Genomic DNA, 16,443 nt, shown 5'->3' with positions numbered 1-16,443 from the left:
CGCAAACGACGACGTTTGACAGACGATTCCGGATCCCGCGCATTTATGACTGATGTTTCCCCAGGAAAGCCATCAGCCGGCACACCGATCTTTTTGACCGGTTGCACCTTGGCCGCGAATGCTATTCAACAAAGCAAATAGGGTGCAACCAGTTTCGTACGAATAAGTTGCACCTAGTCGGATTTTCCTGAAAAGGGTCGGTTTTTGCTCCTTTTTAGGGCGTTTTCCAGGTTGCGCTAGAAGTAAAAGCACCAAGCAGGCGCGGGAGAGATGTACCAGAATCAGTTTCCTGACGAGCTGCTTATTATTCCGACAAAAAAAGGGTTGCACCCGGTTGCACCTCGACCGACGCACAGCTAATCTTGCCGCCAGCTGATGCCACGCGGTCGTGGCAAACATGAGGATAAAAATATGGCTACCACCACTCTTGGGGTCAAACTTGACGACCCGACCCGCGAACGCCTCAAGGCCGCCGCGACCTCGATTGATCGCACGCCGCACTGGTTGATCAAGCAGGCAATTTTCAATTACCTGGAAAAACTCGAGGGTGGTGCAACCCTGTCCGAGCTGAACGGTTTGAACGGCAAGGAAGTTGACGAAGCGGGCGAGATCCACGTTGATCACGCGCATCAGTGCTTCCTGGAATTCGCTGAAAGCATCCTGCCGCAATCGGTGCTGCGCGCTTCTATCACTGCCGCCTACCGTCGCCCGGAACCTGAAGTGGTGCCGATGCTGATCGAGCAGGCGCGCCTGCCGGCCGCGATGGCCGAAGCCACCAACAAGCTCGCTGCCTCGATTGCCGAGAAACTGCGCAATCAGAAAAGCGCCGGCGGCCGTGCCGGGATTGTTCAGGGCCTGTTGCAGGAATTTTCCCTGTCGTCCCAGGAAGGCGTAGCGCTGATGTGCCTGGCCGAAGCGCTGCTGCGCATCCCGGACAAAGGCACCCGTGACGCCCTGATCCGCGACAAGATCAGCACCGGCAACTGGCATCCGCACCTGGGCAACAGCCCGTCGCTGTTCGTCAACGCCGCCACGTGGGGCTTGCTGCTGACCGGCAAACTGGTCGCCACCCACAACGAAGCTGGCCTGACATCGTCCCTGAGCCGCATCATCGGCAAGAGCGGCGAGCCGATGATCCGCAAGGGCGTCGACATGGCCATGCGCCTGATGGGCGAGCAGTTCGTCACCGGCGAAACCATCGCCGAAGCCCTGGCCAACGCCAGCAAGTTCGAAGCCAAAGGCTTCCGCTATTCCTACGACATGCTGGGTGAAGCTGCACTCACCGAGTACGACGCCCAGAAGTACCTGGCCTCGTACGAACAAGCCATCCACTCGATCGGCAAAGCCTCTCACGGTCGTGGGATTTATGAAGGCCCGGGCATTTCGATCAAGCTGTCCGCATTGCACCCGCGTTACAGCCGCGCCCAGTACGAGCGCGTGATGGAAGAGCTGTACCCGCGCCTGCTGTCGCTGACCCTGTTGGCCAAGCAATACGACATCGGCCTGAATATCGACGCCGAAGAAGCCGACCGCCTCGAGCTGTCGCTGGATCTGCTGGAGCGCCTGTGCTTCGAGCCGCAACTGACCGGCTGGAACGGCATCGGTTTCGTGATCCAGGCGTACCAGAAGCGTTGCCCGTATGTGATCGACTACGTGATCGACCTGGCTCGCCGCAGCCGTCATCGCCTGATGATTCGCCTGGTGAAAGGCGCGTACTGGGACAGCGAAATCAAGCGCGCCCAGGTCGAAGGCCTGGAAGGCTATCCGGTCTACACCCGCAAGGTGTACACCGACGTGTCCTACATCGCCTGCGCACGCAAACTGCTGTCGGTGCCGGAAGTCATTTATCCGCAGTTCGCCACGCACAACGCCCACACCCTGTCGGCCATCTACCACATCGCCGGTCAGAACTATTACCCCGGTCAGTACGAGTTCCAGTGCCTGCACGGCATGGGTGAACCGCTGTACGAACAGGTTGTAGGTAAAGTTTCCGAAGGCAAGCTGAACCGTCCGTGCCGCGTGTACGCACCGGTTGGCACGCACGAAACATTGTTGGCGTACCTGGTGCGTCGTCTGCTGGAAAACGGCGCGAACACTTCGTTCGTCAACCGCATCGCCGACCAGTCTATTTCGATTCAGGAACTGGTGGCCGATCCAGTGGCCAGCATCGAGCAGATGGCTACGCTGGAAGGCGGCTTCGGCCTGCCGCACCCGCGTATCCCGTTGCCGCGTGATCTTTATGGTGCCGAGCGCGCCAACTCCAGCGGCATCGACATGGCCAACGAACATCGTCTGGCTTCCCTGTCGTGCGCCCTGCTGGCCACTGCTCACAACAACTGGAAAGCGGCGCCGATGCTCGGTTGCGCGTCCAGCACTGAAACCCCTGCGCCAGTCCTGAACCCGTCCGATCTGCGTGACGTGGTTGGCCATGTGCAGGAAGCCACCGTCGAAGACGTCGATAACGCGATCCAGTGCGCCCTGAAAGCTGCACCGATCTGGCAGGCCACTCCGCCGGCCGAACGCGCCGCGATTCTGGAACGTGCCGCCGATTTGATGGAAGGCGAGATCCAGCCGCTGATGGGCCTGCTGGCTCGCGAAGCCGGCAAGACCTTCGCCAACGCCATCGCCGAAGTGCGTGAAGCCGTGGACTTCCTGCGTTATTACGCGGTGCAGGCTCGCAACGATTTCACCAACGATGCCCACCGCCCGTTGGGTCCGGTGGTCTGCATCAGTCCGTGGAACTTCCCGCTGGCCATCTTCAGTGGTCAGGTCGCTGCTGCTCTGGCCGCCGGTAACCCGGTACTGGCCAAACCTGCGGAACAAACCCCGCTGGTGGCCGCTCAAGCCGTGCGTTTGCTGCTCGAAGCCGGGATTCCGGAAGGCGTGCTGCAACTGCTGCCGGGCCGTGGCGAAACTGTCGGCGCCCGTCTGGTCGGCGACGATCGCGTCAAAGGCGTGATGTTCACCGGCTCCACCGAAGTCGCTCGTTTGCTGCAACGCAACGTCGCCGGTCGTCTGGATGCTCAGGGCCGTCCGATTCCGCTGATCGCTGAAACTGGCGGCCAGAACGCGATGATCGTCGACTCCTCGGCGCTGACCGAACAGGTTGTGATCGACGTGGTGTCGTCGGCATTTGACAGTGCTGGCCAGCGTTGCTCGGCGCTGCGGGTACTGTGCCTGCAGGAAGATTCCGCTGACCGTGTCATCGAAATGCTCAAGGGCGCCATGGCTGAATGCCGTCTCGGTAATCCAGAGCGCCTGTCCGTGGACATCGGCCCGGTGATCGACGCCGAAGCCAAGGCGGGGATCGAGAAGCACATCCAGGCCATGCGCGACAAAGGTCGCAACGTGTACCAGGTGGCCATCGCCAACAGCGAAGAAGTCAAACGCGGCACCTTCGTGATGCCGACCCTGATCGAACTGGAAAGCTTCGACGAACTGCAACGGGAGATCTTCGGCCCGGTTCTGCACGTGGTTCGCTACAAGCGCAAAGAGATCGATCAACTGATCGGCCAGATCAACGCTTCCGGCTACGGCCTGACCCTGGGCGTACACACTCGCATCGACGAGACCATCGCCAAGGTGATCGACAACGTCAACGCCGGTAACGTCTACGTCAACCGCAACATCGTCGGTGCCGTGGTCGGCGTGCAGCCGTTCGGCGGCGAAGGCCTGTCAGGCACTGGCCCGAAAGCCGGTGGTCCGCTGTACCTGTACCGCTTGCTGTCGACACGTCCTATCGATGCGATCGAACAATCCTTCGCCCGCGGCGACGCTATCGCTGCACCGGACGTCCGCCTGCGTGATGCCATGAGCAAACCGCTGACCGCGCTGAAAGCCTGGGCTGACAGCAATAAGTTCGCAGACTTGAGCACCTTGTGCGTACAGTTCGCGGCGCAATCGCAAAGCGGGATCACCCGTGTTCTGGCGGGCCCGACCGGTGAGCGCAACAGCTACGCCATCCTGCCGCGCGAACACGTGCTGTGCCTGGCGGAAGTCGAAGGCGATTTGCTGACCCAACTGGCTGCGGTATTAGCCGTGGGCGGCTCGGCGATATGGCCGGACGCTGAACCGGCCAAGGCCCTGTTCGCACGCCTGCCGAAAGAAATCCAGGCGCGGATCAAGCGGGTTACCGACTGGACCAAGGACGAAGTGGTGATTGATGCGGTTCTGCATCATGGCCATTCCGACCAGTTGCGTGCGGTCTGCCAGCAAGTGGCCAAGCGTGGCGGTGCGATTGTTGGGGTTCATGGTTTGTCGCAAGGCGAGACCAACATTGCGTTGGAGCGTCTGGTGATCGAGCGTGCATTGAGCGTTAACACCGCTGCGGCGGGGGGTAATGCCAGTTTGATGACGATCGGCTAAACCGCAATAAGACCGGGCACCTGCAATGGGTGCCTGGTTACACAATACCTGTGGGAGCGGGCTTGCCCGCGATAGCGATGTATCAGTCACTGATGATATTGACTGGTCTGACGCCATCGCGGGCAAGCCCGCTCCCACAGTTGCTTGTATCGCCTGCTAAGCCGCCGCTCTGCTCCACCATCACGCTCATCAATCATCCTTTCAGCCCACCCTCCTCCCGCCTAGACTCGGTCCATTCCAAAAAAAGGTAGGCCGCCATGTCCGAGACGTTGCTCAGTTCCCGTAATCTGGCTTTCGAGCTGTATGAAGTCCTTGATGCCGAGGGCCTGACCCAGCGTGAGCGGTTTGCCGAGCACAACCGCGAGACGTTCGACGCGGCCATTGGCACGGCCCGCAGCATTGCCGAGAAGTTCTTTGCCCCGCACAACCGCAAGGGCGACGAGAACGAACCGCGCTATGAGGACGGTCAGGCGATTCTGATTCCGGAAGTGAAACCGGCGGTGGATGCCTTCCTTGAAGCCGGTTTCCTCAATGCCGCGCGCAGTTTCGATGCCGGCGGCATGCAACTTCCTACGCTGCTGTCCCAGGCCTGCTTTGCGCACTTTCAGTCGGCCAACGCGGCGTCGACCTCTTACCCGTTCCTGACCATGGGCGCGGCGAACCTGATCGAAAGCTTCGGCTCCGATGAACAAAAGCAGCGCTTCCTGCAACCGATGATCGACGGCCGTTTCTTCGGCACCATGGCCCTGACCGAGCCGCATGCCGGCTCGTCGTTGTCGGATATTCGTACACGCGCCGAACCCGCGTCCGACGGCACCTATCGACTCAAGGGCAACAAGATCTTCATCTCTGGCGGCGATCACCCGCTGTCGGAAAACATCGTGCACATGGTGCTGGCCAAACTGCCGGACGCACCGGCCGGGGTGAAGGGCATTTCGCTGTTTATCGTGCCCAAGTTTCTGGTCAACGATGACGGCAGTCTCGGCAAGCGCAACGACGTATTGCTGGCCGGGTTGTTCCACAAGATGGGCTGGCGCGGCACTACGTCCACCGCGCTGAATTTCGGCGACAACGGCGAGTGTGTCGGCTATCTGGTGGGCAAGCCGCACCACGGTTTGAGCTACATGTTCCAGATGATGAACGAGGCGCGGATCGGCGTCGGCATGGGCGCGGTGATGCTGGGTTACGCCGGTTATCTGTACTCACTGGAATACGCCCGCGAACGTCCGCAAGGTCGAGTGCCGGATAGCAAGGATCCGACCACCGCACCGGTGGCGATCATTCAGCATGCCGACGTCAGACGCATGCTGCTGACCCAGAAAGCCTACGTCGAAGGCGCGTTCGACCTCGGGTTGTACGCGGCGCGGCTGTTCGACGACACCACGACCCTTGAGAACGAAGCCGAGCGCAAACAGGCCCATGAGCTGCTGGATTTACTGACGCCGATCGTCAAATCCTGGCCGTCGGAGTTTTGCCTGAAGGCCAATGAACTGGCGATCCAGATTCTCGGTGGCCACGGTTATACCCGTGAGTACCCGGTGGAGCAGTACTACCGCGACAACCGCCTGAACCCGATTCATGAAGGTACTCACGGCATTCAGTCGCTGGACTTGCTGGGGCGCAAGCTGGCCCAGAACGGGGGCGCGGGGCTCAAGCAACTGATCCGCCTGATCGCCAACACCGCCGAGCGAGCGCAGGCGTATGAATCACTGACGCCGCTGCGTGAATCGCTGGAGAAACTGGTGGCACGCCTGCAAACCGTGACCATCGGCCTGCTGACCGATCTGGCTCAGGGCAAGGTCAACAGCAGCCTGGCGAACTCGGCGCTGTATCTGAAAGTGTTCGGGCATATGGTGATTGGTTGGCGTTGGCTGGAACAGGCGATTCGCGCCGAGGAAGGATTGGCCAAGGGGAATGCGGCGGATGAGAGCTTTTATAAAGGCAAGCTGCAGGCGGCGCGGTATTTCCTGACGTGGGAAGTGCCGGGTTGTCACCATGAGCTGGCGATTCTTGAGGCGCGGGATGATGTGTGCCTGGCGATGCGGGATGAATGGTTCTGACCGAAGCTTTGTGGCGAAACTGGCATCCAATCGCGGGCAAGCCCGCTCCCACAGGGATCTCTGTTGTTCACAGATAATGTGTTCAACACCCAAATCCTGTGGGAGCGGGCTTGCCCGCGATGGCGTCAGTACAGGCAATACATTTATCAGCTCAACCGAAACCCACCCATCTGCCGCGCCAGATCATCCGCCAAGCGCTGCAACGTCTGACAGTCTTCCCGACAAGCCCTGACTTCCCCCGCCGTAGCCCGCGCCAAATCAGAAATCCCCTGCACGTTGCGGTTGATCTCTTCCGTCACCGCCGACTGCTCTTCCGTCGCCGTGGCCACCTGATGGTTCATGTCGCTGATGCGCTCGACCTGCCCGGTAATCGCCGTCAACGACGCCCCGGTGCGCTGACTCGACTCAACACCGGTGCCGGTCGCCGCTTGCCCGGCGTGCATGGAAGACACCGCATTCTCCGCGCCCTGCTTGAGGCTGCCGATCATCTGCTGGATCTCGTCGGTAGACGACTGAGTCCGCCGCGCCAGGGTCCGCACTTCATCGGCCACCACCGCAAACCCGCGGCCCATATCCCCAGCCCGCGCCGCTTCGATAGCCGCGTTGAGCGCCAGCAAATTGGTCTGCTCGGAAATCCCGCGAATCACCGCCAACACCTGATCGATGGACGCCACTTGGTGGGCCAACTCGCCCACCGCACCGGCAGCGATGCCGATCTCGTCGGACATGCTTTCGATATGCCGGATCGATCCGCCCACCACTTCTCGCGCCTGCAGCGCTTCATCCCGCGCGGTTTGCGAAGCGACGGCCGCGTTGCCGGCGTTTTGAGCGATTTCCTGCACGGTCAGGCCCATCTCGTGGACAGCGGTGGCGACCATGTCGGTCATTTCCTGCTGACGGCCCGAGCGTTCGGCCGTGTTGTCCACCACCCGTGCCACTTGGCCGACCGCCGTGCGCAAACGCTCACTGGTGGCCAGGACTTCGCCGATCATGTCGCGCTGACTTTCCAGGAACCGATTGAAGCCGCGAGCGAGGTCACCCAGTTCATCGGCGCGGCTGGAATCTAACCTGTGGGTCAAATCTCCACCACCGCTACCGATGGCTACCAGCGCCGCTGTTACCTGACGAATCGGTCGCACCAATCCACGGGCCAGCAACACCACCAGCAATAGGCAAATCAGCGCCACCGCCAGACCGATGCCGCTGCTCATCCACATCGCGCGCCGGGCTTCGGCGTAGATCTGCGACTGCGGCACTTCGGCCACCAAGGTCCAGCCCAAATCACGCAGCGGCAGGCTCAATGCCAGAAAATCTTCGCCATCGCGGACAAAACTGCTGGTGGCGGACGCGGTGGAGGTAGAGAGCTGCCCCATGACCGCTTGCGCCGCCGGGGCGCCGATTTGCTCGACCAGCGTGCGTTTGCCGCTGAACTGCGTCTCGGGGTGAATCTGGATCAAACCGTCGGAGCGCACGAGATAGACCTTGCCGCGCTCACCGAAGTTGAAATTCTGGATCAACTCCGACAGCTCTTTCATGCTCAGGCCCAGCCCGGCGACGCCCACGACTTTGCCGGCCTGCTCGACCTTGAGGTCGATAAACAGCGCCAACTCACCAGTGGCGGTGTCATTGTCGATATTGAGGGTGCGCGGCTGGTTGCTGTCCAGGAAAGAATAGAACCAGGCGTCATTGGGATTGGAACGGCTGAGCGTTCGGTCCAGGCCTTTTTCAGTGATGTAATGGCTTGAAGCGGCCCCGATAATCAGCGCGGTAAAGGCTTTGTGCTCGGCGCGGATGCCTTCCAGATACTTCACGAATGTGGCGGTCTGGGCATTGTTCTCACCCCCGGCCAACCAGTCGCGCACCATGCTGTTACTGGCGATGTCCTTGGCGGCGGTGAGGGGTTGAACGAGGATTCGTTCGATGTCGTTGCGCATCGCCTCGATGCTCGACGGCAGCGCTTGTTCGACCAGATAGCGCTGGGCGAGGCGGTTGACCACGAGGGTATAAACGCCAACCACGATCAGAATACTGACCAGCAGGGCGGTGCCCATGCTCAGGATCAACTGCCATTGAATACTGCGTCGCCAGAAATGCATGGAGCACCCCCAAAGAATAAGAGGCTGAAACACTGCAACAGCCATGCCGATTGTATACAACGCAAGCGACAATTTATTCTTTGGTTGTGCGCAAAGCTGATCAGGCTTGATTGATTGTCTTGGCGATCACTTCAACCGTGGCGCTGACTTGCTCTTGGTAACGGTTGAGTTCCTCCTGATGACGCTTTTGCATTTCGATCTGCTGCGAGCACAGATTCATCGCCGCCAGCACCAGCAAGCGGTCACCGATCAGCGTCGGGTATTTCTTTTTAGTCTCGGCCAAGGCGGCCTTCAACATTAATGCGGCGTCCAGCAGGGTCTGCTCTTCCCCGGCCGGCGCCTTGATCGAATAGTCCTCCCCCAGAATCGAGACGACTTTTACCCCTGCGGCGCCGTAACTCATGCGCTGACAGGGCCGGCGCTGACGCGCTCAACCAAGGCCTGAATGCGTGCCGCGGTGGCGCCTTGCTTCTCTTCCTGTTCCATCAAGCTCAGTTGCAGGCTTTCGTTTTCATCCTTGACCTGGGCCAGTTCTGCACTCAGGGATTGATTGGTGCCGAGCAGGGTCTGGTTCTGCTGTACCAGGTCGCTGACCAGTTGTTCCAATTGGCTTAGGGATGCTTCCAACATTTTGATTTTCCGGGCATTTTCAAAGGGCGCGTACGATAAAGAAAAGTCACCACAGATGCCAGGGTTATGCAGGCGCAAGGCCTTGATTTTCCTGGCGGGCGACCTTCCTCGCGAGTTTTAAAGACTGTGATTGGCGGTTCTGGTTCCTGCACTTCGTCGCCGCGGCCCTTCTGCGACAAAAGCGCGCAGCGCCTCAAGACTTTAGTCGCATGACCGATAAGTCATGCATGCAACAGTCTCAGCCCCGCACAGATGTGCTTTTTTCGGTGAAAACCATGTCCTTACGAAATATGAATATCGCACCGCGGGCCTTCCTCGGTTTTGCCTTGATAGGCAGCTTGATGCTGGTTCTGGGGGTGTTCGCGCTGAACCAGATGAGCAAGATTCGGGGCGCCGCCGAGGAAATCACCTCGAACAGCGTACCGAGCATTAAAAGCCTCGACGAGTTCACTCAGCTAACCCTGCGCCTGCGTGTCCTGTCTTACCGTCTGTTGGTGAACCGCGAGCCGGACGTCCAGCAGAAAACCATGGACCTGCTGGAAACCCGTAACCAGCAGATCCGAGCGGCTCAAGCCGTCTACGAAAAACTGATTGCCAGCCCACAGGAACGTGCGGCCTATGATCAGTATGTGCAGCTGCTGGGGCAATATCGCCAGATCGAGGACCGAATGAAGAGCCTGTCGCGCAACAATCAGGTCGACGAACTGCGCACATTGGTCAACACCGATTTGCTGAACAACTCTGAAGCCATCAACACCGTGCTCAACCGTTTGCTGGAGATCAACACTCAGCAGACCCTCGACACCAACCAGCAAGCTGCCGAGGAGTACTCATCAGCCTTCAGCCTGGTAGTGACCCTGCTGGTGATCGCCACAGGCCTGACCCTGCTGTTCGCCTGGCTGCTGACCAATAGCATCACCAAACCCATCGCCAACGCCCTGAGCGCTGCCGAAGAAATTGCCGAAGGCAACCTGACGCGTCCGATCATGGTCGATGGTGAAGACGAAGCCGGTCGCCTGTTGGCCGCGATGGCGAAGATGCAGGACAAACTGCGCGACACCCTGCAACGGATTTCCGGTTCGGCCACGCAACTGGCCTCCGCCGCGGAAGAGCTCAACAGCGTCACCGACGAAAGCGCTCGCGGCCTGACTCAACAGAACAACGAAATCGAACAGGCTGCCACCGCGGTCAATGAAATGACCAGCGCCGTGGAGGAAGTCGCCCGCAACGCCGTGAGCACCTCCGAAGCTTCGAAAAACGCCACCACTTCGGCGGGCGATGGTCGTGATCTGGTGCAGGAAACCGTCAGTGCCATCGAGCGCATGAGTGCCGACGTACAGAGCACCGCCACCTTGATCGGCGATCTGGCCAACGAGTCGCGAGACATCGGCAAAGTGCTGGACGTGATTCGCGGCCTGGCTGATCAGACGAACTTGTTGGCGTTGAACGCCGCCATCGAAGCAGCTCGTGCCGGTGAAGCCGGTCGTGGTTTCGCAGTGGTCGCCGACGAAGTGCGCGCCCTGGCCCATCGCACCCAGCAGTCGACCAGCGAAATCGAGCGGATGATCGGCAGCATCCAGAGCGGCACCGAACACGCGGTGGATTCGATGCGCAACAGCACCGAGCGCGCCGAGTCGACCTTGAATATCGCTCGCGGTGCAGGCATGTCGCTGGACACTATTAATAGCGCCATCGTCGAAATCAACGAACGCAACCTGGTGATCGCCAGCGCGGCCGAAGAACAGGCGCAAGTGGCCCGTGAAGTGGACCGCAATCTGGTGAACATTCGTGACCTGTCGGTGCAATCGGCTACCGGTGCCAACCAGACAAGCGCTGCCAGCAACGAGCTGTCGCGCCTGGCGCTGGACCTGAACAACATGGTTGGGCGGTTTAGCCTGTAACCTGCGACTGATCGTTCCCACGCTCCGCGTGGGAACGCCTCTATGGACGCTCCGCGTCCGCTCTTGGGACGCAGAGCGTCCCGGGCTGCATTCCCACGCAGAGCGTGGGAACGATCAGCCGACTCACGTTAAAAGCTTTTTGACAGCATCACATTTCAACAGGTTAGAATCGCTGGCACGCAGACTGCATGGTCAGTTTGTGCCCGCCTTTAGCTTTCTGGAGTACTGCCTTTGAATGCGACGACCATCAACAGCCTGTTCTTGATCGGCGCGTTGCTGGTAGGTGCGAGCATTCTGGTGAGCTCACTTTCATCGCGTCTCGGTATCCCGATTCTGGTGATCATCCTCGCGGTGGGCATGGCGGCTGGTGTCGACGGTGCCGGCATTATTTTCGATAACTACCCAACGGCTTATCTGGTCGGCAACCTCGCTCTGGCGGTAATCCTGCTCGACGGCGGCTTGCGCACCCGGGTGGCGAGTTTCCGCGTGGCGTTATGGCCGGCGCTGTCGCTGGCCACGGTGGGCGTATTGATCACCACCGGCCTGACCGGAATGGCAGCAGCGTGGTTGTTTGACCTCAATCTGATTCAGGGCCTGCTGATCGGCGCCATCGTCGGCTCCACCGACGCCGCGGCCGTGTTCTCGCTGCTGGGCGGCAAGGGCCTGAACGAACGGGTGAGCGCGAGCCTGGAGATCGAATCCGGCAGCAACGATCCGATGGCGGTGTTCCTCACCGTGACCCTGATCGACATGCTCGCCAGTGGCGAAACCGGGCTGCACTGGAATCTGCTCCTGCATTTGATGCGCGAGTTCGGCATCGGCGGTGTGATCGGCCTCGGCGGTGGCTGGCTCATGCTGCAACTGGTCAACCGTATCCACCTGGCCACCGGCCTTTATCCGATTCTGGTCATCGCTGGCGGTCTAGTGGTGTTTGCCCTGACCAACGCCCTGCACGGCAGCGGCTTTTTGGCGGTGTACCTGTGTGGCCTGGTGATCGGCAACCGCCCGGTCCGCAGTCGCCATGGCATTCTGCACATGCTCGACGGCATGGCCTGGCTGGCACAGATCGGCATGTTCCTGGTGCTGGGGCTGTTGGTTACGCCCCATGACCTGCTGCCGATCGCCCTGCCGGCGCTGGGCCTGGCGCTGTGGATGATTCTGTTTGCCCGTCCGCTATCGGTGCTGGTCGGCCTGTTGCCCTTCAAGGCGTTCCATGGCCGCGAAAAAGCATTCATTTCCTGGGTTGGCCTGCGCGGCGCAGTACCGATCATTCTGGCGGTGTTCCCGCTGATGGCGGGGCTGCCCAATGCTCAGCTCTACTTCAATCTGGCGTTCTTTATCGTCCTGGTCTCGCTGCTGGTGCAAGGCACAAGCCTGCCCTGGGTTGCCAAGCTCTTGAAAGTGACCGTCCCGCCGGAGCCATTGCCGATCTCTCGATCGGCGCTGGAAGTGCATGTCACCAGCGAGTGGGAGCTGTTCGTGTACCGCCTTGGTGCCGAGAAATGGTGCATTGGATCCCCTCTTCGCGAGCTGAAAATGCCCGAAGGTACCCGTATCGCAGCCCTGTTTCGTGGCCAACAACTGCTCCATCCGTCGGGTAGTACGGTGCTCGAAGTCGATGATTTGCTCTGCGTAATCGGCCATGAACACAACCTTCCGGCCCTCGGAAAACTCTTCAGTCAGGCACCGCAACGGGGTCTGGATTTGCGCTTCTTCGGCGACTTCGTACTTGAAGGAGACGCCCAGCTGGGCGCGGTTGCTGCCCTGTACGGGTTGAAAGTCGAAGGCATCGATCCGAACATGTCGTTGGGCCACTTCATTGCCCAGAAAGTGGGCGGTGCACCCGTAGTGGGTGACCAGGTGGAATGGAACAACACCCTCTGGACCGTCGCTGTCATGGAAGGGAACAAGATTGGTAAGGTAGGCGTCAGATTCCCCGAAGGAAGTCGCCCCGGACCGGGACTCTTCCTCTAAACTCCATTCTTCGCCTCGTTTTCGATCGGTCTCTATGTCAACCCTGCGCACTTTTATCATCATGGCCCTGCTGGGCTTGAGTCTTTCCATCAGCACGCTGCAAGCCGCCGAACCGCCGTCCAGCGAAGCCGTGCAGGCGAGCCTGAACAAGATCGCCGACCGCAAACTGCCGGAAGCCGATCAAAAGGCCCTGCAAGCGGTCTTGCAGAGCACGCTCACCCAACTCAACAACCAGAGCGATTACGATCAGAAGCTGGTTAATCTCAAGCAGCAGCTGACCAATGCGCCAAAGCAGAACATTGAGAACCAGCGCGAACTGACCCGTCTCAAGGCCACCAAAGTGGTTCCGGTGGCGCAACGCTATACCAAAGAGACCATTCAGCAGCTTGAGCAATTGCTGACCGAACGCTCCACCCAGCAAAGCGATCTGCAAAAAGCCCTGGCCGAGGCGAACAGCCTGATCATTACCGCCCAGACCCGCCCCGAGCGCGCCCAAGCCGAAATATCTGCCAGCCAGACGCGCATCCAGCAGATCAATAACATCCTCAAGCTTGGCAAGGACAGCGGCAAGACCTTGACCCCTGAGCAACGCGATCAGCTCAACGCTGAACTCGCGGCACTGAACGCCTTGATACCGTTGCGTCGCCAGGAACTGGCCGGCAACAGCCTGTTGCAGGATTTGGGTAACAGTCAGCATGACTTGCTCTCGGAGAAATCCGATCGCTTGGATCAGGAGATCCAGGAGCTGCAAACCCTGATCAACCAGAAACGCCTGGCCCAGTCGCAAGAGACAGTGACCCAGCAGTCCATCGAAGCGCAGAAGGCTGGCGGCAGCAGCCTGCTGGCTACCGAAAGCGCGGCCAACCTGAAGCTCTCCGACTACCTGCTCAAAAGCACCGATCGTCTCAACGAAGTCACCCAACAGAATCTGCAGACCAAACAGCAACTGGACAGCGTGACCCAGAGCGATTCGGCGCTGGACGAACAGATCAACGTGCTCAAGGGCAGCCTGCTGCTCTCCAAGATTCTCTACAAACAGAAACAGGCCCTGCCGCGCCTCAAGCTCGACCGCGATCTGGCCGACCAGATCGCCGACATTCGCCTGTATCAGTTCGAAGTCAGCCAGCAACGGGAACTGCTCAGCAACCCGACAACCTATGTCGATAACCTGTTGGCGACTCAACCTCCCGAGCAAGTCACCCCGCAACTGCGCAAGAGCCTGCTGGAACTGGCCACCACCCGCGCGGACCTGCTGGAGCGTTTGAATCGCGAACTGAGCGCGGTGCTCAACGAATCCATCACGCTGCAACTCAACCAGAAGCAACTGCTCAGCACCGCGCAAAGTCTGCGGGCTACGCTGGACGAGCAAATGTTCTGGATTCCCAGCAACAAACCGCTGGATCTTGAGTGGATGCGCGGCGTGCCGGAACGCCTGGAACGTCAGGTCACCACCCTGCCTTGGGCCTCAAGCCTGAGCGAACTGACCGATGGCCTGACGCAGCGGCCGCTGCTGTTTCTGCCGCTGGCCTTTCTGATCGGAGCGCTGCTGTGGCGCCGCAAAAACCTCTATGCCCGCCTGAATAAAGTTCACCTGGACATCGGCCATTTCAAACGCGACAGCCAGTGGCACACACCGCAAGCGATTCTGATCAACATCCTGCTGGCGATGCCCGTCGCCCTGGGTTTGGCCTTGTGCGGCCTGGCGTTGCAAATCGACGCCCGCGGGCAGAACGCCAATATGGGCGCGGCGCTGCTGCAAATGGCCCAGGCCTGGCTGGTGTTCTATACCGCCTACCGTATCCTCGCGCCGGGCGGCGTCGCCGAATTGCATTTCCGTTGGGAAAAACCTCAGGTCGAATTCCTTCAAGGCTGGATACGTCGACTCGGCCTGGTGGTGATGGCTTTGGTGGCGGTAGTAGCAGTCGCCGAGTTGCAACCAGCGATTCTGGCCGATGACGTGCTCGGCATGCCGGTTGTGCTGACCTGCTACGCCTTGATGGCCTGGCTACTCAGCCGTCTGCTGGTTAGCAGCCCGACTCACCAGAACGCTTCACTGTTCCGCAAGGCCGTGGGAGTTCTGTTCACCGCCCTGCCAATCGCGTTGTTCGTCGCCGTGTGCTTTGGCTACTACTACACCGCGCTGAAACTCAGCGACCGGTTGATCAACACGCTTTACCTGCTGATGTTCTGGCTGGTGATCGAGGCGACCTTCGTGCGCGGCCTCAGCGTTGCGGCACGGCGCCTGGCCTATCAACGCGCACTGGCCAAACGTCAGGCAGCGAAAGAGGCTGGCGACGGCGAAGCGGTGATCGAAGAGCCGACCCTGGACATCGAGAAGGTCAACGAGCAGTCCCTGCGACTGATCCGTCTGGCCCTGCTCGGCGGTTTCATCGCGGCGTTGTATTGGGTCTGGTCCGATCTGATCTCGGTATTCTCATACCTGGACAACATCACCCTCTACGAATACACCAGCGGCACCGGTGCCAACATGAGCATGGTGCCAATCAGCATCGGCGACATGCTTGGCGCGTTGATCATCATCGGTATCACCTTTGCACTGGCGCGCAACTTGCCGGGTTTGCTGGAAGTGTTTGTGCTGTCGAAGCTGAACCTGGCTCAGGGCAGTGCCTACGCCACGACCACGCTGCTGTCCTATGTGATCGCCGGCATCGGTTTCGTTTCGACCCTGTCCACGCTCGGCGTGAGCTGGGACAAGTTGCAATGGCTGGTGGCGGCACTGTCGGTCGGTCTCGGTTTCGGGATGCAGGAGATTTTCGCCAACTTCATCTCCGGCATCATGATCCTGTTCGAGCGCCCGGTGCGGATCGGCGACACCATCACCATCGGCAACCTGTCGGGCACGGTGAGCAAGATCCGCATCCGCGCCACGACCATCACCGACTTCGACCGCAAGGACATCATCGTCCCGAACAAGACGTTCATCACCGGGCAACTGATCAACTGGTCCCTGACCGACACCATCACCCGGGTGACCCTCAAGCTCGGTGTCGACTACGGCTCGGACCTGGACCTGGTGAAAGAGCTGCTGCTCAAGGCTGCCCGGGACAACCCGCGCGTACTGAAGGATCCAGAGCCTCACGTGTACTTCCTGAACTTCGGCGAAAGCACTCTCGACCACGAGTTGCGCATGCACGTGCGCGACCTCGGCGACCGTAACCCGGTGCTCGACGAGGTCAACCGCTTCATAAATCGTGAGTTCAAGAAGCAGAAGATCAACATCTCGTTCCGGCAAATGGAGGTCTACCTCAAGAACCTTCACGGCCAGGAGTACAAGATGGTGCCGGTCGAGCCGGAAACCAAAACCATCGTGCCGCTGGCCGATGGCAAACCGCGGCACGAGCCGCCACCTGTCGAACTCGACTAACCGCTCTATCCCTAGCAGAATGCTCGGACATT

At 60.0% G+C, this 16,443-nt stretch carries 8 protein-coding genes and 2 pseudogenes; 6 read left to right on the top strand and 4 right to left on the bottom strand.

Annotated features, from left to right (window positions below):
- Positions 1 to 411: 411 nt before the first annotated feature.
- Together putA and KGB18_RS05895 are read left to right on the top strand one after the other, a co-directional pair.
- Positions 412 to 4,365: a trifunctional transcriptional regulator/proline dehydrogenase/L-glutamate gamma-semialdehyde dehydrogenase gene (gene putA, locus KGB18_RS05900; RefSeq protein WP_223569521.1), complete on the top strand. Its 3,954-nt coding sequence runs from the start codon at positions 412 to 414 to the stop codon at positions 4,363 to 4,365.
- A gap of 257 nt (positions 4,366 to 4,622) precedes the next feature.
- The gene (locus KGB18_RS05895) at positions 4,623 to 6,425 is read left to right on the top strand and encodes an acyl-CoA dehydrogenase (RefSeq protein WP_223569520.1); all 1,803 of its coding nucleotides are present in this window, start codon (positions 4,623 to 4,625) and stop codon (positions 6,423 to 6,425) included.
- Between the two features lie 146 nt (positions 6,426 to 6,571).
- Here the strand turns inward: KGB18_RS05895 and KGB18_RS29965 are convergent, their stop codons facing one another.
- The 4 genes and pseudogenes from KGB18_RS29965 to KGB18_RS05880 form a co-directional block, all read right to left on the bottom strand.
- A complete protein-coding gene (locus KGB18_RS29965; protein WP_411736811.1) occupies positions 6,572 to 7,303 on the bottom strand; it encodes a methyl-accepting chemotaxis protein in 732 nt (243 codons plus the stop codon).
- A 135-nt stretch (positions 7,304 to 7,438) separates the two neighbouring features.
- Positions 7,439 to 8,476 (bottom strand): annotated as a pseudogene (locus tag KGB18_RS29960) (cache domain-containing protein); the annotation flags it as partial.
- 145 nt (positions 8,477 to 8,621) lie between these two features.
- Positions 8,622 to 8,924, bottom strand: coding sequence for a cell division protein ZapA (locus KGB18_RS05885; RefSeq protein WP_048396096.1), 303 nt, complete (start codon positions 8,922 to 8,924; stop codon positions 8,622 to 8,624).
- Positions 8,921 to 9,151, bottom strand: a complete 231-nt coding sequence (locus tag KGB18_RS05880) for a hypothetical protein (RefSeq protein WP_007903194.1) — start codon at positions 9,149 to 9,151, stop codon at positions 8,921 to 8,923. The genes KGB18_RS05885 and KGB18_RS05880 overlap by 4 nt, the downstream gene beginning before the upstream one ends.
- A gap of 209 nt (positions 9,152 to 9,360) precedes the next feature.
- Between KGB18_RS05880 and KGB18_RS29955 the strand changes: the two are divergent.
- The 4 genes and pseudogenes from KGB18_RS29955 to mscK form a co-directional block, all read left to right on the top strand.
- Positions 9,361 to 10,197, top strand: a pseudogene (locus KGB18_RS29955) (MCP four helix bundle domain-containing protein); the annotation flags it as partial.
- Entirely contained in the window at positions 10,180 to 11,052 is an 873-nt protein-coding gene (locus tag KGB18_RS29950; protein WP_390176098.1) for a methyl-accepting chemotaxis protein, read from the top strand. The pseudogene KGB18_RS29955 and the gene KGB18_RS29950, both read left to right, overlap by 18 nt.
- 231 nt (positions 11,053 to 11,283) lie before the next feature.
- A complete protein-coding gene (locus KGB18_RS05870) occupies positions 11,284 to 13,026 on the top strand; it encodes a potassium/proton antiporter (RefSeq protein ID WP_123721549.1) in 1,743 nt (580 codons plus the stop codon).
- A gap of 34 nt (positions 13,027 to 13,060) precedes the next feature.
- Entirely contained in the window at positions 13,061 to 16,411 is a 3,351-nt protein-coding gene (gene mscK, locus KGB18_RS05865) for a mechanosensitive channel MscK (RefSeq protein ID WP_123721550.1), read from the top strand.
- Positions 16,412 to 16,443 lie beyond the last annotated feature (32 nt).

The organism is Pseudomonas sp. BF-R-26, from assembly GCF_019947395.1.
In the GTDB taxonomy this organism is placed as follows: Bacteria; Pseudomonadota; Gammaproteobacteria; order Pseudomonadales; family Pseudomonadaceae; genus Aquipseudomonas; species Aquipseudomonas farris.
The sequence above is the reverse complement of the archived record's forward strand: the minus strand, read 5'-3'. Positions and strand labels throughout refer to the sequence as shown.

Coding starts and splice junctions, on each gene's coding strand:
- putA (WP_223569521.1), top strand. CDS start 412: ATGGCTACCACCACTCTTGGGGTCAAACTTGACGACCCGACCCGCGAA.
- KGB18_RS29950 (WP_390176098.1), top strand. CDS start 10,180: ATGGCGAAGATGCAGGACAAACTGCGCGACACCCTGCAACGGATTTCC.
- KGB18_RS29965 (WP_411736811.1), bottom strand. CDS start 7,303: ATGGTCGCCACCGCTGTCCACGAGATGGGCCTGACCGTGCAGGAAATC.
- mscK (WP_123721550.1), top strand. CDS start 13,061: ATGTCAACCCTGCGCACTTTTATCATCATGGCCCTGCTGGGCTTGAGT.
- KGB18_RS05880 (WP_007903194.1), bottom strand. CDS start 9,151: ATGTTGGAAGCATCCCTAAGCCAATTGGAACAACTGGTCAGCGACCTG.
- KGB18_RS05885 (WP_048396096.1), bottom strand. CDS start 8,924: ATGAGTTACGGCGCCGCAGGGGTAAAAGTCGTCTCGATTCTGGGGGAG.
- KGB18_RS05895 (WP_223569520.1), top strand. CDS start 4,623: ATGTCCGAGACGTTGCTCAGTTCCCGTAATCTGGCTTTCGAGCTGTAT.